This window comes from Pseudomonas sp. WHRI 8519 (assembly GCF_040224055.2).
GTDB lineage: Bacteria > Pseudomonadota > Gammaproteobacteria > Pseudomonadales > Pseudomonadaceae > Aquipseudomonas > Aquipseudomonas putida_X.
This window is the reverse complement of sequence record NZ_CP167996.1, coordinates 3568236-3583936: the sequence shown is the minus strand read 5'-3', so window position 1 is coordinate 3583936 and position 15701 is coordinate 3568236. Positions and strand designations below refer to the sequence as shown.

At 64.3% G+C, this 15701-nt stretch carries 15 protein-coding genes; 5 read left to right on the top strand and 10 right to left on the bottom strand.

The genetic code is table 11. The features are described 5' to 3' along the window. Positions 1-116: 116 nt before the first annotated feature. The 4 genes from ABRP30_RS16355 to lpxO all read right to left on the bottom strand — a co-directional run bounded on the left by ABRP30_RS16355 (position 117) and on the right by lpxO (position 4405). Entirely contained in the window at positions 117-1820 is a 1704-nt protein-coding gene (locus ABRP30_RS16355; RefSeq protein ID WP_349974861.1) for an amidase, read from the bottom strand. Positions 1821-1987: 167 nt separating this feature from the next. Next, positions 1988-2827 carry a glutathione-dependent disulfide-bond oxidoreductase gene (yghU, locus tag ABRP30_RS16350; RefSeq protein ID WP_267816727.1) on the bottom strand — a complete coding sequence of 280 codons (840 nt, stop codon included), beginning with the start codon at positions 2825-2827 and terminating at the stop codon, positions 1988-1990. An 85-nt stretch (positions 2828-2912) separates the two neighbouring features. Next, complete coding sequence (locus ABRP30_RS16345) at positions 2913-3482, bottom strand: N-acetyltransferase (RefSeq protein ID WP_349974860.1); 570 nt, start codon at positions 3480-3482, stop codon at positions 2913-2915. A 23-nt stretch (positions 3483-3505) separates the two neighbouring features. Beyond that, positions 3506-4405 carry a lipid A hydroxylase LpxO gene (gene lpxO, locus ABRP30_RS16340; RefSeq protein WP_267816723.1) on the bottom strand — a complete coding sequence of 300 codons (900 nt, stop codon included), beginning with the start codon at positions 4403-4405 and terminating at the stop codon, positions 3506-3508. Between the two features lie 169 nt (positions 4406-4574). On the opposite strand from lpxO, the gene thpR reads away from it, so the two are divergent. After that, positions 4575-5120: an RNA 2',3'-cyclic phosphodiesterase gene (gene thpR / locus ABRP30_RS16335; protein ID WP_349974859.1), complete on the top strand. Its 546-nt coding sequence runs from the start codon at positions 4575-4577 to the stop codon at positions 5118-5120. Positions 5121-5189: 69 nt separating this feature from the next. Here thpR and ABRP30_RS16330 read toward each other — a convergent pair whose 3' ends face one another. Then, complete coding sequence (locus tag ABRP30_RS16330; protein ID WP_241805227.1) at positions 5190-6095, bottom strand: AraC family transcriptional regulator; 906 nt, start codon at positions 6093-6095, stop codon at positions 5190-5192. 181 nt (positions 6096-6276) lie between these two features. Between ABRP30_RS16330 and calA the strand changes: the two genes are divergently transcribed. Next, positions 6277-7329 (top strand): vanillin reductase, encoded by a 1053-nt coding sequence (gene calA / locus ABRP30_RS16325; RefSeq protein WP_267816719.1) that lies wholly within the window; start codon positions 6277-6279, stop codon positions 7327-7329. A 212-nt stretch (positions 7330-7541) separates the two neighbouring features. Beyond that, a complete protein-coding gene (locus ABRP30_RS16320) occupies positions 7542-8741 on the top strand; it encodes a sugar transporter (protein ID WP_267816717.1) in 1200 nt (399 codons plus the stop codon). A 62-nt stretch (positions 8742-8803) separates the two neighbouring features. Here the strand turns inward: ABRP30_RS16320 and ABRP30_RS16315 are convergent, their stop codons facing one another. From ABRP30_RS16315 to ABRP30_RS16305, 3 genes are all read right to left on the bottom strand, one after another. Beyond that, positions 8804-9388: a LysE family translocator gene (locus tag ABRP30_RS16315; protein WP_267816715.1), complete on the bottom strand. Its 585-nt coding sequence runs from the start codon at positions 9386-9388 to the stop codon at positions 8804-8806. Positions 9389-9438: 50 nt separating this feature from the next. Then, the gene (locus ABRP30_RS16310) at positions 9439-10269 is read right to left on the bottom strand and encodes an AraC family transcriptional regulator (protein WP_267816713.1); all 831 of its coding nucleotides are present in this window, start codon (positions 10267-10269) and stop codon (positions 9439-9441) included. Between the two features lie 82 nt (positions 10270-10351). After that, positions 10352-11242, bottom strand: a complete 891-nt coding sequence (locus ABRP30_RS16305; RefSeq protein ID WP_267816711.1) for a LysR family transcriptional regulator — start codon at positions 11240-11242, stop codon at positions 10352-10354. A gap of 103 nt (positions 11243-11345) precedes the next feature. Between ABRP30_RS16305 and nfsB the strand changes: the two genes are divergently transcribed. Then, positions 11346-11999, top strand: coding sequence for an oxygen-insensitive NAD(P)H nitroreductase (nfsB, locus tag ABRP30_RS16300; protein ID WP_267816709.1), 654 nt, complete (start codon positions 11346-11348; stop codon positions 11997-11999). A 33-nt stretch (positions 12000-12032) separates the two neighbouring features. Here nfsB and ABRP30_RS16295 read toward each other — a convergent pair whose 3' ends face one another. Next, positions 12033-13187, bottom strand: a complete 1155-nt coding sequence (locus ABRP30_RS16295; RefSeq protein ID WP_267816707.1) for a cysteine desulfurase family protein — start codon at positions 13185-13187, stop codon at positions 12033-12035. A 166-nt stretch (positions 13188-13353) separates the two neighbouring features. Beyond that, the gene (locus ABRP30_RS16290; RefSeq protein ID WP_267816705.1) at positions 13354-14280 is read right to left on the bottom strand and encodes a LysR family transcriptional regulator; all 927 of its coding nucleotides are present in this window, start codon (positions 14278-14280) and stop codon (positions 13354-13356) included. Between the two features lie 139 nt (positions 14281-14419). Between ABRP30_RS16290 and ABRP30_RS16285 the strand changes: the two genes are divergently transcribed. Further along, positions 14420-15649, top strand: a complete 1230-nt coding sequence (locus ABRP30_RS16285; protein ID WP_241805218.1) for an acyl-CoA dehydrogenase — start codon at positions 14420-14422, stop codon at positions 15647-15649. The last annotated feature ends 52 nt before the right edge of the window (positions 15650-15701 follow it).

Below are 15701 nucleotides of genomic sequence, written 5' to 3'. Positions count from 1 at the left end.
GCTTGCCGGCGATGGGCCGCGAAGCGGCCCTGGATCGCGTGACTGACAGGCCTCAACGGGCCTCAAACGGCGCTCGACCCCAGGGATGGGCAAGCAAATGGCCTTTCAGGCCATCCTCAGCCCAGTGCCGGTGTACGCGGCGGGACCATGCGGCGTGAGCCGGTCGCCTCAAAGGCCGCGGCAAAACTCAACAGTGCATTGTCGCTGTAGGCACGCCCGGCGAATGTCAGCCCCACCGGCATGCCGATGTCAGCCATCACGCCCATTGGCACGGTGACGGTCGGCACGCCCAGATGGCGAATGGCGAGGTTGCCGTTGGCCACCCAGATGCCGTTGCTCCAGGCGATGTCCGCCGAGGCTGGGTTCACGTCGGCGTCGGCCGGGCCAACATCGGCCACGGTGGGGAACAGCACCGCATCGAGGCCTTGAGCGTCCATCCAGTCTTCCAGGTCCAGCTTGCGCGTCTTTTCCAGGCCGCGCAGCCCGTCTGGCAGGGTGTCGATCTGGTCCCAGCCCTTCAAGCCGCGTTTGGCCATGTTGACGTACTCGTCCATGCCGGCGGCCAGGTCGTCTTCACGGTTGGGCAGGGTGCCTGGGTCGTGGGGGAATATCAGCGGGCCGTCGACATCGGCCAGGCGGTTGAGCTTGGGGTCGTTATTGGCGCGCAGGAAATCGTCGAAGCCCCAGCCGGACAGTTCCCACAGCTCGTCATGCAGGAACGCCTTGCTGACGATGCCGCGGTTGTACACGGTCGGTGCGCCGGGGCGATCGCCCTCGCAGTTGGAAACCAGCGGGAAATCCACCTCGACCACTTCCGCGCCCGCTGCTTCCAAGGCCTGGCGCGCCTGTTGCCACAGCTCGATGACCGTGGCACGGGTGTTGATGCGCTGGCCGGTAGGGCCACCGATGCCAGGTTTTTCGGACGTGCCGGCCTCGGGGTCGGCATTGATGTACATGCGCGGTACGCCGAAACGCTTGCCCTTGAGCGCGCTGGCGTCAACCGCCAGGTCCAGGTAGGACGCCGGGCGGACCGAAGAGGCTGCCGGGATTGGCACCCAAGGCTGCAGGCGCCAGAGGTCGCCGCGCTTGTCGGCATCGTCGGCAACCACCACATCGAGCACTTCCAGCAGGTCGGCCATGGTGCGGGCGAAAGGCACTACCACGTCCATGGTCGGTGTCAGCGGCCAGTTGCCGCGCACCGAAATGACCCCGCGCGAAGGGGTGTAGGCGCACAGGCCGTTGTTGGAGGCCGGGCCACGGCCACTGGACCAGGTTTCCTCGGCCAGGCCGAAGGCGCTGAAGCTGGCAGCGGTGGCGGTGCCGGCGCCGTTGGATGAGCCGGAGGCGAACGGTGCGGTCAGGTAGTTGGCGTTGTATGGGCTTTCGGCACGGCCATAGACGCCGCGCTGCATGCCACCGTTGGCCATGGGCGGCATGTTGGTCTTGCCCAGGCAGATGGCACCGCCGGCGCGCAGGCGCTCGACGGTGAACGCGTCGCGCTGGGCTACCAGGTCCTTGAACGCCGGGCTGCCGGATGCCGCGGTCAGGCCCTTGACCAGGTAGCTGTCCTTGGCGGTGTAAGGGATGCCGTCGAGCGGGCCGAGCAGTTCGCCGCGGGCGCGGCGCGCGTCGGACGCCTCGGCCTCCTTGATCGCCTCGGGGTTGCGTACGACCACAGCGTTCAGCGCAGTGGGGGTATCGGCTCCATCGTAGGCGTCGATGCGCGCCAGGTAGGCCTTGACCAGCTCGACCGCCGTCGTGCGGCCCTGTTCGAGCGCATCGCGCAGCTCGGCAATGGAAACCTCGGTTACCTCGATCATGCTTTCACCAAAATGTGTGCAGGTGGGGGCTTTTGCGAGGAGTGTACAAGAAGGGCTGGGCGGAAGCAGGTTTGCGCGGGGGCAAATGGATTTTTGCAGCGGGGCATTGTCGGGCACTGCAGCGGCCGGCGTGCCCGGCGAAGGGCCGCCTGGCGGCCCTCACGTGTTTAATCCAGGTCCGCTGCCGAATGGCGCTCGGGCACCTGGCTGGCTTCGTCCCCCCAAGTGCGGTTGACCCGGGTGCCTCGCTGCACGGCCGGGCGTTGCGCGATTTCCTCGGCCCAGCGCTGCACCTGCGGGTATTCATGCACGGCAAGGAACTCTGCTGCGTCATACAGGTTGCCGCGCACCAATTGGCCATACCACGGCCATACGGCGATATCGGCGATGCTGTACTCGTCGCCACCCAGGTAGCGGCTTTGCGCGAGGCGCCGTTCGAGCACATCCAGCTGGCGCTTGGCTTCCATGGTGAAGCGGTTGATGGCGTATTCGAACTTTTCCGGGGCATACACGTAGAAGTGACCAAAGCCCCCACCCAGATAAGGCGCCGAACCCATCTGCCAGAACAGCCAGTTCAGGGTTTCGGTACGCGCGGCCGCACCGCTGGGCAGGAAGGCCGCGAATTTCTCGGCCAGGTAGAGCAGGATCGAGCCCGATTCGAATACCCGCACCGCTGGCTCGACGCTGCGGTCGAGCAGGGCGGGGATCTTCGAGTTGGGGTTGACCTCAACGAACCCACTGGAGAACTGGTCACCTTCGCCGATGCGGATCAACCAGGCGTCATACTCGGCGCCGCTATGGCCCAGAGCCAGCAGCTCCTCAAGAAGGATGGTGACCTTCACACCGTTTGGGGTGGCCAGCGAGTACAGCTGTAGCGGATGCTTGCCGACAGGTAACGCCTTGTCGTGGGTAGGGCCGGCGATGGGGCGGTTGATGCTGGCGAACTGGCCGCCGGAGGCAGCGTCGCTACGCCAGACCTTGGGAGGAACGTAGGGGGGATTGTTCATGCGGGGCTCCTTGAGTGGCGCAAACGGTCACATACAGGCGTTGACCTGCATCTATGCCACGGGTTCGCAGAAAAGTGCAACGCACCTAGCGCCCACGCCGCCGCGACACGCGCGCCTCGATGTTCTTGCGGCCAATCAGCAGCGGCGGTTTTTCCACTACCGGCTCGTCGGCCAGCCATTTGTACATCACCAGGCAATCCACCAGGCCCAGGCGGGCATGGCGGTAAGCCTTGGGCAAGCGGCCGACGGTCTCGAAGCCCAGTTTGTGCCACAGCGCCACGGCCACTTCATTGCTGGCCACCACCGAGTTGAACTGCAGCGCCAGGAAGCCTTCCTGGCGCGCCAGTTTCTGTGAATGCTCGCACATCAGCCTGGCCACGCCACGGCCACGGGCGGCTTCGTCAACCATGTAGCCGCAGTTGCCGACATGGGCGCCGGGGCCAGCGGCATTGGCCTTGAGGTAGTACGACCCCAGCAACACACCGTCCTGCTCGGCCACCAGCGTGCGCAAGGGCAGCTCCAACCATAGCTGGCGCGCCTGTTCGAAGCTCAGGGCGGGGTCGTAGGCGTAGGTTTCGCGGGCCTGGACAACGGCCTGGAAGGTGGGCCAGAAACGTTCGAAATCCTCGGGCGTCATGGGGCGGATGTGGATCATGGCGGCAAAGGCTCCCGGCCCATTCAGATATAGATGAACACCAGAACCAAGGCCGCCACCACCAGCCACTTCTCCAGGTAGTAGCGCATGCGGTTGCGTTTTTTCAGTGCCTTGCCCCGTTCGCGGATCTTGTAGATCCGGGTGAACAGGCGGTTGATGCCGCCAGTCTTGTCATTGGCATTGTTCGGCGCTGCCGCGGCAGCCATGACATTGCGGCTGAACCAGCGGTTGAACGCCGTCGCCCAGCGGTATTTCAGCGGGCGCTCGATGTCGCAGAACAGAATGATCCGGTTGTGCTCGGTGGTGTTGGCGGCGTAGTGGATGTAGGTCTCGTCGAACACCACGGCTTCGCCGTCACGCCATGAGTACTTCTCGCCATCCACATCGATGTAGCAGCCATCGTCGTTCGGCGTGTCCAGGCCCAGGTGGTAGCGGTACGAACCGGCATACGGGTCGCGGTGGCGCACCAGCTTGGCGCCCGGCGGCAAGGTCGCGAACATGGCTGCCTTGACCGAGCCGATGCCTTGCAGCAACTCGGTGGTGCGTGGGCACAGGTTCATCGCAGACGGGTGGCTTTCGCCGTACCATTTCAGGTAGAAGCGCTTCCAGCCGGTCTTGAAGAAGGAATTGAAGCCAACGTCGTCGTAATTGTCGGACTTCTTGATCTCGCCAACATGCAGCAACTGCTGGGCCTCCTGGCGGATTTCCTGCCAGTGATCCTTCAGTGGCTGCAGCTCGGGGAAGGCCTCGACCGGCAGGTAGGGTTTGGCCGGGTGCCTGGAGAACAGGTAAAGGAAGCTGTTGACCGGGGCCAGGAAACTGGAGTGGTCACCCAACTGGCGGGTGAGCTTGTGGCGTACCCGACCGCGCAGATGAACATAGGCGATCGAGAGGGCGAAGATGAGTACGAGTGCAATTTTCATGGACGATTACTTGTCGAAAAATGGCCATGCGCCATGGCATAAGCCCGCCAGCATAAACAATCATGGGGGGAGTTTGTACAGATAGTTTGCACCGTGGTGGGCGAGATTTGCGGCCGACCAAGGTGCAATGGCCGCAGTATGCGCAAACGTTTAACGTAAAGGAGCCCGCATGGTTCAGGACCCGCGCCTCACTGGCGCCCCCTTCAAACGGCTGTTTTTCGCCCTGCCGGTCACCGACGCCCAGCAGCGTGCGATCGCCCAGTGGCGGCGTGGCCTCCAGCTGCGTAGTGGCAAACCGGTGCCGAGTGCCAACTTCCACCTGACCTTGATGTTTCTAGGCGATGTGGATGCCGTGCAGGTGCCGGCGATTTGCGCGGCGGTGGACAACCTGGCGCGTCCCGATGCCCCCCTGCGCCTGCTGCTCGATCAGCTCAAGGTCTGGCCCCGGGCAAACGTGCTGGTACTCGAGCCGCAGCAGCCCCCGGCGGCGCTGCGCCAATTTGTCTATGGGCTGCAGCAGGCACTGCTGCCCATGGGCTTTGCCGAGCAGGCCCGTGAGTACCGGCCACACCTGACCCTGTCACGGGACTTTCGCGGCCAGGTGCCCGAGGCCAGCGTGGCCCCCGACTTTTTCATCGCAGCCCGGCACTTCACGCTCTACGAATCGCGCAAAGGCCAGTACCTGCCGCTGGCGCAGTGGCCGTTGACGCCCTGAGGCGGGTTCTGCTTGATCTGCCGCCATGCTTGCACGGCAACCACGACGGGGGCTCGTGGCTGCCTGCCGTCATACAGGCAAACTCTGATAGGCCTGCTCATCCCCCGGGCTACGGGCAAACTGGCGTTTGTACTCGCGGCTGAACTGCGAGGTGCTCTGGTAGCCCACGCGATGCGCTGCCTGCGCCACACCCAGCCCTTCGCCGATCAGCATCTGCTGCGCCTTGAGCAGCCGCAGGCGCTTGAGGTACTGCATCGGCGCCATGTCGGTGCAGCGCTTGAAGTGCTCGTGGAAGGTCGACACGCTCATGTTCGCCCGTGCAGCCAACGCTTCCACGCTCAGCGGCTCGGTGTAGTGTTCACGCAGGTGAGCAAGGGCGGCGCCGATGCGCGCGAAGTGCCCCTGCTGTTCGACCAGCGCCCGCAACACACCGGCCTGCGGCCCGCGCAGTGCGGTGTACAGAACCTCGCGTACCCGCGCCGGGCCGAGCACCTTGGCATCTGTCGGATCCTGCAGGCAGCGTAACAGCCGCTCGACGCACTCGCGCATGGGCGCATCCAGCGCTGCCGAGGTCATCGATTGCGGCGTCTGCGCCTGCACTGCAGGGTCAGGCGCCAGCGCCATGCTTTGTACCAGTTCACCCAGCACGCCGCGGTCGATGTCCACTGCAACGCCCAGTAACGGCGCTTCGGCGGTGGCGAAGGTTTCGCACATGAACGGCACCGACAGCGCCTGCACGAGGTAATGCCCGGCGCCATACTCCAGCGTGCGCGGGCCAAGGCGCGCCAGCTTGCTGCCCTGGGCCAGGATCATCAGGCTGGGTTCATAGATCTGCGGGCTGCTGGCCACGTAATGGTCCCAGCTCAACACCTGGACTTGTGGCAGATGAGTGGGCACGAAGCCTGGGCGTGTGGCCAGGCTGCGGATCAGGGCGCACAGCGTGGCGTTGGCGTCGACGTGGCGGGTCAGTTGCATGATGGACCATGGGCAGAGAATCAGACACTTTCATCATCTCAGATCCAAGGCTCGGCGCCAGGGGGCTCAGGCCAGGTTCGGAGAATCAGGCATTCACCTCGGAGGATTTGCTGTGGGCGGGCAGGGCGAGGACGGGGAAAATATACCGCCTGAATCGTTTCACTGTCACCTGAGGTCTTGTATGTACACTGCTATCGGTTACGCCGCGCAAACCCCGACCAGCCCCTTGGCGCCCATGACCTTCGAGCGTCGCAGCCCGCGCCCGGACGATGTCGCCATCGAGATCCTCTACTGTGGCGTCTGCCACTCCGACATCCATCAGGCCCGCAACGAGTGGGGCATTGCCGTGTACCCGCTGATGCCCGGCCACGAGATCATCGGCCGCGTCACGGCGGTGGGCGAGAAGGTATCGGCGCACAAGGTCGGTGACCTGGTCGGCGTCGGCTGCATGGTCGACTCCTGCCGCCACTGTGAGGCTTGCGCCAAGGACCTGGAGCAATACTGCCTGGAAGGCCCGACCATGACCTACGCCACCCCGGACCGGGTCGATGGCAGCAATACCATGGGGGGTTACTCCAGTAGCATCGTGGTCAGCGAACACTTCGTGGTGCGCATCCCGGCTGGCATGGACCTGCCCAGCGCGGCGCCGATTCTGTGCGCCGGTATCACCACCTACTCGCCGCTCAAGCACCATGGCGTCGGCCCTGGCCACAAGGTCGGCATTCTTGGCATGGGTGGCCTGGGGCACATGGGCATCAAGCTGGCCAAGGCGTTGGGCGCTGAAGTGACCCTGTTCACCCGCTCGCAGGCCAAGGCTGATGAAGCCCGTCGCCAAGGCGCCGACCATGTGATCGTCTCCACCGATGCCGAGCAGATGCGCGCCGCTGCCGGGCGCTTCGACTTCCTGCTCGATACCATCCCGGTGCAGCACGACTTGAACCCGTACCTGGAGACGCTGAAGTTCGACGGCGTGCATATCCTGGTGGGCCTGATCGAGCCGATCGACCCGGCGCTGCACGCGGCCAACCTGGTGATGAAGCGCCGGGTGCTGGCAGGCTCGCTGATTGGCGGTATCGCCGAGACCCAGGAAGTACTGGATTTCTGTGCCAAGCACGATATCCGCTGCGATATCGAGATGCTGGATATCCGTAATATCAACCAGGCTTATGAGCGCATGATCGCCGGTGATGTGAAGTACCGTTTCGTGATCGACATGGCGACGCTGCAGGGCTGATCCTTCCCAGCCACGCGTTGCCCCCAGACCCTCCGGGCGATCGGGTCTGGGGGCGGCGCCCATTCCCCTGTGCGCGCCTGGTTGTGAGGTGCGCTGTTGACGCGTACCATGCCGGCATTCCCTCCAATAACAAACCCGTGCCTCAGCGCGGCCGATACTTGGCCCCTGACGCGCGTCTTTTCGCCTTGCCTGCGGAGAATAGAATTCGCCCCATGAACGGACCCATCCCCACCAACCTGCCGCCAACCGCCGGCGGCGGCAGCTGGCTGAGTGTGATCGCCCTGGCCCTTGCAGCTTTCATCTTCAACACCACTGAGTTCGTCCCGGTAGCGCTGCTCAGCGACATCGGCCGCAGTTTCGACATGAGCACCGCTCAGGTCGGCCTGATGCTGACTATCTATGCCTGGGTGGTGGCCTTGGCCTCGCTGCCCATGATGCTGCTCACGCGCAATATCGAGCGTCGGCGCCTGCTGTTGTGCGTGTTCGTGGTGTTCGTGGTCTGCCACCTGCTGTCGTGGCTGTCGCAAAGTTTTGCGGTACTGCTGCTGAGCCGCATCGGCATCGCCCTGGCCCATGCCGTGTTCTGGTCCATCACCGCCTCGCTGGCCGTGCGTGTGGCGCCGCCAGGCCAGCAGGCCAAGGCGTTGGGCTTGCTGGCTACCGGTACGACCCTGGCAATGGTCCTGGGCATCCCGCTGGGGCGCGTGGTGGGTGAGGCGCTGGGCTGGCGGGTGACCTTCCTCAGCATCGCCGGGGTGGCGCTGGCCACCATGCTTTGCCTGGTGAAATCGCTGCCGCTTTTGCCCAGCCAGAACTCCGGCTCGCTGCGCAGCTTGCCGATCCTGTTCAAACGCCCGGCGCTGGTGATCACGTATGTGCTGGTGACCCTGGTGATCACCGCGCAATTCACGGCGTACAGCTACATCGAGCCGTTCGCCCTGCAGGTGGCGCAGATCAGTGGTGAGCGCATCACCTTGTTGCTGCTGCTGTTCGGCGGGGCGGGGGTGTTTGGCTCGGTGCTGTTCAGCCGCTACAGCGAGCGCTTTCCGCATGGCCTGCTGGTAGGCTCGATCGGCTTGCTGGCAGCGTGCCTGCTGCTGCTGTTGCCTTTGGCAGGCAACTTCTATCTGTTTGCCGGGCTGAGCATGTTCTGGGGCGTCGCGATCCTCAGCTTCAGCCTGTCGCTGCAGTCCAAGACGCTGAAGCTGGCGTCCGATGCCACTGACGTGGCGATGGCGTTGTTTTCGGGCATCTATAACATCGGCATTGGCGGCGGGGCGCTGCTGGGCAGTATTGTCAGCAGCCAGATGGGGGTGGCCTCCATCGGGTGGGCCGGCGGCACTGTGGCGGTGGCCGGGTTGCTGCTGGCCTTGGCCAGCACCCGACGCTTTCGCGAGGCCCTGCGTCAGTGATTGACGGTGCCAGCCCTGTCGTCGGCTTGCTGCCGACAGGGCCGCTACAAACCACCTTCGGCTCAGCCAAGCAGCGCGGCCCAGGCCGACACCAGCAACATGCCCGCCAACCCTCGGTTGAACCACAGCAACCGCTCCGGCGTCTGCAACCAGCGTGCACTTCCGACCCCCAACAGTGCCCAGGCCGTCATGCACGGCAGGGCAATCACGAGAAACACCAGTGCCAATTGCCACACCGGCAGTGACGGCGCGGCGAACACCCCGATCACCGCCACTGCCATCAGCCACACTTTCGGGTTGACCACTTGCAGCGACGCGGCACTGAGGGCGCCGAAAGGCTTGGCTGCACTGACATCCAAGGGCTGCCCCGCGCTGCGTAAAATGCGCCACGCCAGCCAGCTCAACCACAGTACGCCGGCCCAGCTCATCACCTGCTGGGCCAGCGGGTGACGCATCAGAAACTCACCAAGGCCCAGGCCGACCAGCAATACGACCGCTGCCGCCGCACTGCAACCCGCCAGGATCGGCGCCACACTCGCGCGCAGGCCCTGCCGTGCGCCATGGCCTAGGATCAGCAGGTTGGTCGGCCCTGGGCTGATGCTGGCGACCAGGGCGAAGAGCATGAACGGCAACAACGAATGCGACATGGTGAACGGCTCCTATTGAACAGGGCACCATGCTGGCCGATTGCTGCGTGTCAGTCTGGAAGGTTTGAGCAGCGGCGCCGGTAGTCCGCGGGGGTGAGCCGGTAGGCACGGCGGAACCAGCGCCCCAGGTGGCTCTGGTCAGCGAAGCCCAGGGCCATGGCCACTTCGGTCGGGGTCCGGCCTTGGGCAAGCAGACGTCGGGCGCGCGCCAGGCGCAGCTGGATCAGATAGGCGTGCGGCGCCAGGCCAAATGCAGCCTTGAAGGCACGGGTCAGACGGAAGCGGTCTACGCCGCAGGCCAGTGCCAGGTCGTCGAGGCCGATGTCCTGATCGAGGTGTGCATGCAGGTAGTCGCGTGCCCGCTGGGCGGTCAGCGGCAGGCGCGGATCGGGGTTCAGGCGTTTGCGCCAGTGCAGGTGGCCGGTAAGGCAACTGAGCAGGTCATCGGTGGCGGTTTGCCGCACGATGCGCAGCTCCCCGCCATGCACCGCCTGAAAGGCGAGGGTGGTGGCGCGGGCAAGCTGGCGATCATCGCACAGCGTATCGGCGAAGCTTGGCAGGCTGTCACTGGGCGCTTGCTCGAACAGCACGCGCAGCTCCGCCTCCAGCCAGGTCGGCTCCAGGTACAGGGTCGAATAGGTAAAACCTTCTGCCGTTGGCGCATCGCCGTCGTGAATGTCGCCTGGCTCGAGCAGGAACACCTGCCCGGGTGTGCTGTGATGGCGTGTACGCCGGCAGTGGAACTGCTGCACACCCTGCTCGGTGACGCCGACCAGAAAGCTCTCATGCCAGTGCGGGTCGTAGGCGTGGCCAACGAAATGCGCACGCACCGACTCGATGCCGGTGTCGGCGTCTTGCTTGAGGTCGATCCAGTCTGGCATGGCGGCAAGGCTGCAGAAGGTAGGGCAGTTCACCTTAATGCAGAATCCGCCCTGCGTTTAGAATAATTGTGCACAGCAGGCTTCAGCGCGGCTGCTGCGCCGCGAAACGCTCGCGCAGCCATAGATGCAACTGCGATACCGCAGGCGACAGCTGCTTGCGGTGTGGACACACCAAGGTTACCGGGCTCAGTTCACCCGGGTGCTCCGGCAGCAGCACTTGCAGCTCGCCAGTTGCCACATTGGCGCTGACATCCAGCCACGATTTGTAGCCGATACCCTCGCCAAGGATGGCCCAGCGCCGCACCACATCGGCATCGTCGCTGAACAGTGGGCCACTCACCTGAACGGTACGGTTGCCCAGCCGCCACTTGTCGTAGATACGCCCCTGTTGCAGGTAAAGCAGGCACGCATGCTGCTGCAAGTCATCCAGCGTCTGCGGCCGCCCGTGACGCGCCAGGTAGGCCGGCGAGGCCACCAGCACACGACGATTCCACGGTGCCAGGGGCAGGGCGATGTAGTTGGCTTCTTCGTTCAGGCCATAGCGTATGGCCACGTCCACCGGGTCGCGGAACAGGTCGGCGACCTGGTCGGACAGGTGCAGGCGCAGGGTCAGCTCAGGGTGCTCGCGGCGGAAATCACTCAACCATGGCAGCAGGATATTGCGCCCAAGGTCCGAGGGCGCCGACACCTGCAGCACCCCACGCAGGGTGCTGTTGGCGCCGTGCAGGTTCTCCCGGCCTTGGCGCAGGCTTTGCAGCACGCTGAGCGCGGTAGGCAGGTACAGCTCGCCCTCGGCTGTCAGGCGCAGGCTGCGGGTGGTCCGTGCGAACAGGCGCACGTCGAGGTCACGCTCCAGGCGTTTGATGGCAGCGGCGACCTGCCCGGGCAGCAGGTCGGCCTCGTGGGCGGCGGCGGTGAAACTGCCCAGTGCGCTGCTGCGCACGAACAGTTCGAGGTCGGTGATGCGGAGCATTTTCACTCCATGGGTGAAAGTGTTGCTGCATTTTGCTGCTTTTTTTGACTGGCAGGAAAGATAATATGCGCCGCACGTCCCGTTCCGCTTAAGGAGTTGCAACATGGATACCGTTTCTCTGGCCAAGGGCCGCTACACCACCAAGGCCTACGATGCCGCGCGCAAGATCCCTCAGGCCACCATCGACGCCTTGCTCGAGCAGCTGCGCCACAGCCCATCCTCGGTCAACTCGCAGCCATGGCACTTCATCGTGGCCGACAGCGCAGAGGGCAAGACACGCCTGGCCAAGAGCACCCTGGACGGTTTTGCCTACAACACGCCGAAGATCCTTGATGCGTCCCATGTGATCGTGTTCTGTACCCGCACCGACATGACCGAAGCACACCTGGACGCGGTGCTCGACCAGGAAGCGGCCGACGGACGTTTTCGCGATGATCAGGCCCGTGCCGGCCAGAACCAGAGCCGTCGCCATTATGTGAACCTGCACCGCTACGACCAGAAAGACCTGCAGCACTGGATGGAGAAGCAGACTTACCTGGCCCTGGGCACTGCATTGCTCGGCGCTGCCGCCCATGGGCTGGACGCAACGCCGATCGAAGGTTTCGACAGCAAGATCATGGATGCCGAACTGGGCCTGCGTGAGCAGGGGTACACCAGTGTGGTGGTGCTGAGCCTGGGTTACCGTAGCGAGTCGGACTTCAATGCCGGGCTGAACAAATCGCGCCTGCCGGCTTCGAAGGTCTTCACCTTCCTCTGACGGAGGCCGGTGCAGCAAGCGGTAACGCCAGGTTCACCACAAGGCCAGCGAAGCGCCCGCAACTGAGCGTTCGAACACCTCGATCGCTTTGTCCACCTCCGCTTCGCTGGTAAACCGCCCGATGCTCAAGCGCACGCTTTTGCGCGCCTGCGCCTCATCCAGCCCCAGCGCCAGCAGTACATGCGACGGCGCGTGACTCGCCGAGTTGCACGCCGAGGTGCTCGATAGCGCCAGCTCACTGGCCAGCGCCAGGCTGTTGAAGCTCGGGGCTTCGATACAGAGGTTCAGGGTATGCGCTACGCGCTGGCGGGCGCAGCCGTTGAGGCGGACCCCAGGCACGGCCAGCAGCCCTTCGCGCAGCCGCCGGGCGAGCTGCTCGATGCGCTGATGCTCGCTGTCGCCAGGCTGGCCGGCCAGGGCGAAGGCGCTGCCCATGCCAACGATCTGATGGGTAGGCAGGGTGCCTGAGCGCAGGCCAAGCTCATGGCCACCCCCGTGGATCTGGGCCCGCATCCAGGCGCGTGCGCGAGGGCCGACATACAGCGCGCCAATCCCTTTTGGCCCATAGACCTTATGGGCAGAAAACGACATCAGGTCTACCGCCATCGCCCGCAACTCGATGGCCAGCTTGCCCACCGCCTGGGCCGCATCCACGTGCAGCAGGGCGCCATGGGCACGCACGCGCTCGCCAATGGCAGAGAAATCGGTGACGGTGCCCAGTTCGTTGTTGACTGCCATCAGCGAGACCAGGCGGGTATCCTCGCGCAGGGCCGCCTGTACGTCGTAGGGCTGAATCAGGCCGGCAGCGTCCGGGGCCAGGCGGGTGACTGCCCAGCCCTGGCGCTCCAGTTCGCTGACGGTATCGAGTACGGCCTTGTGCTCGAGTGCACTGGTGATCAGGTGGCCTGGCTGGCCAATGCCCTGCGCGATGCCTTTGAGCGCAAGATTGTTGGACTCGGTGGCGCCCGATGTCCATACCAGCTCTTCAGCGCTCGCCCCGACACGCTTGGCCACTTGCTGGCGAGCCTGCTCCACGGCCTCGCGAGCCCGCTGGCCGTAGGCGTGACCCGAGGAGGCGGGGTTGCCGAAGTTCACCTGGCGGCCGAGGCAGGTGAGCATGGTTTCAATGACGCGGTCGTCTACCGGTGTGGTGGCGGCGTAGTCGAAATAGAGTGGGGCGCTGGGCATGGTGTTGGGTCCGTAGCTGTCGCCGCGGGTTCGGCGATCCTGACAGCAAGCGTACCCCGGGCGCTGCGAAAATTTTTGCCCTTGTTTTCATGGTTTACCCGTTTCCGTAGAAAACTATTCTCCAAAAGTGAATGATCGTAGGTCGTTTTATAACTTTGGCCGACCCTCACGCGCTTTCCAAACTCCGCTCTTCTTCAGCCACTACCCGTTGGCACAGCTCGATGATCTGCTCGCGCATCCAGCGGTTGGCCGGATCCTGGTCGGTGCTCTCGTGCCAGTACAGGTGCGTCTCGAGCGCAGGCACTTCCACCGGCAAAGGCTGGTAGCGCAATTGGTGGCGGCGGGCGAACCGTTCTGGCACGGTCATCGCCATGTCTGTCTGTTGCAGCACTTGGGAAGCCATCAGGTAATGCTGCGAGCGCAGGGCGACTTTGCGTTGCACACCCATCTTGCCCAGCGCCAGGTCGACATAGCCCAGGCCGTTTCGGCGGCTGGAGATATGGATATGGGTCATGCCCAGGTAGCTCTCGACGGAGAGCTTGGCGTCGGCCAGCGGGTGGCCCTGGCGTACGGCGCAGACGTAGCGGTCCTGCATCAGCTTGACATGGCGCACCTGCGGATCGGTGTTCAACGGCGCGTCGACGGCAAAGTCCAGGCGCCCTGCAGCCAGCTCCTTGGTGGTTTCACGCCGCTTGCACAGGAAGCTCTCGATCAGCACCGCAGGCGCCAGGCGCCGCAGGCGCTGGAACAGCGGGGGCAGGATCACCGCTTCGGTAAGGTCGGTCATGCTGATGCGGAAGGTCTTGTTGGCCTGCTGCGGGTTGAAGATGCGGCTTTCCTGCACCGAGGTGCGCAGCAGCGCCAAGGCGTTGCGCACCGGGCCGATGATGTTCTGCGCCATGGGGGTCGGCACCATGCCCTGGGCGGTGCGCACGAACAACGGGTCGTTGAAGGTTTCGCGAAGGCGCGAGAGCGCGTTGGAAACCGCTGGCTGGGTAATGCCGACGATCTGCCCGGCGCGGGTCAGGTTGGCTTCGGTATAGATGGCATCGAAGACGATGAACAGGTTCAGGTCGACCTTGCTGAGGTTCATGGGCGCCGCTCTTTGTTGGAATTATCGGCCGATCATATATCGGTTATGAATGTTTATACACGCAGAAAATAGACTAGGTGGATTGAGCTGTGCTGCTCTAGGCTCTGCCCATGTACTTCGAACCGTGAAGGTAGCCCCGATGGATTTCGCCTATTCACCCAAGGTCCAGGCTCTGCGCGAGCGCGTCACCGCGTTCATGGATGCCCATGTCTATCCCGCCGAGCCAGTGTTCGAGCGCCAGGTCGCAGAAGGTGACCGCTGGCAACCTACCGCAATCATGGAGGAGCTCAAGGCCAAGGCCCGCGCCGAGGGCTTGTGGAACCTGTTCTTGCCGGAGTCGCAGTACGGTGCCGGCCTGAGCAACCTGGAGTACGCGCCCCTGGCCGAGATCATGGGCCGCTCGCTGCTGGGGCCGGAGCCCTTCAACTGTTCGGCGCCGGACACGGGCAACATGGAAGTGCTGGTGCGCTATGGCAGCGAGGCACAGAAGCAGCAGTGGCTTGAGCCGCTGCTGCGGGGCGAGATTCGCTCGGCATTTGCCATGACCGAACCTGACGTAGCCTCCTCGGACGCCACCAACATGGCCGCCACTGCCGTGCGTGACGGTGATCAGTGGGTGATCAATGGCCGCAAGTGGTGGACCTCCGGGGCCTGCGACCCGCGTTGCAAGGTGATGATCTTCATGGGCCTGTCCAACCCTGACGGGCCGCGCCACCAGCAGCACTCGATGGTGCTGGTGCCGACTGACGCACCGGGGGTGAAGATCGTTCGGCCGTTGCCTGTGTTCGGTTACGACGACGCCCCCCATGGCCACGCCGAGGTGCTGTTCGAAAACGTGCGTGTGCCCTACGAAAACGTGATCCTTGGTGAGGGTCGCGGCTTTGAGATCGCTCAGGGGCGCCTGGGCCCAGGCCGTATTCACCACTGCATGCGCTCGGTCGGCATGGCCGAACGAGCGCTGGAGTTGATGTGCCGGCGCTCGGTCGAGCGCACGGCGTTCGGCCGGCCGCTGGCACGGCTGGGCGGCAATGTCGACAAGATCGCTGATTCACGCATGGAAATCGACATGGCGCGGCTGCTGACCCTGAAGGCGGCATACATGATGGACACGGTCGGCAACAAGGTGGCGCGCAGTGAGATCGCACAGATCAAGGTGGTGGCGCCGAATGTCGCATTGAAGGTGATCGACCGCGCCATTCAGCTCCATGGTGGTGCAGGGGTGAGTGGGGATTTCCCGCTGGCATACATGTACGCGATGCAGCGTACCTTGCGCCTGGCTGACGGGCCGGATGAGGTGCACCGGGCGGCGATCGGCAAGTACGAGATCGGCAAATATGTGCCGGTTGAAATGTTGCGTAGCGGGCGGTGAGCGCGGCCTCGATAAACGCTTGCTCAGTGTTCTGAAAGCAATGTACGCAGCA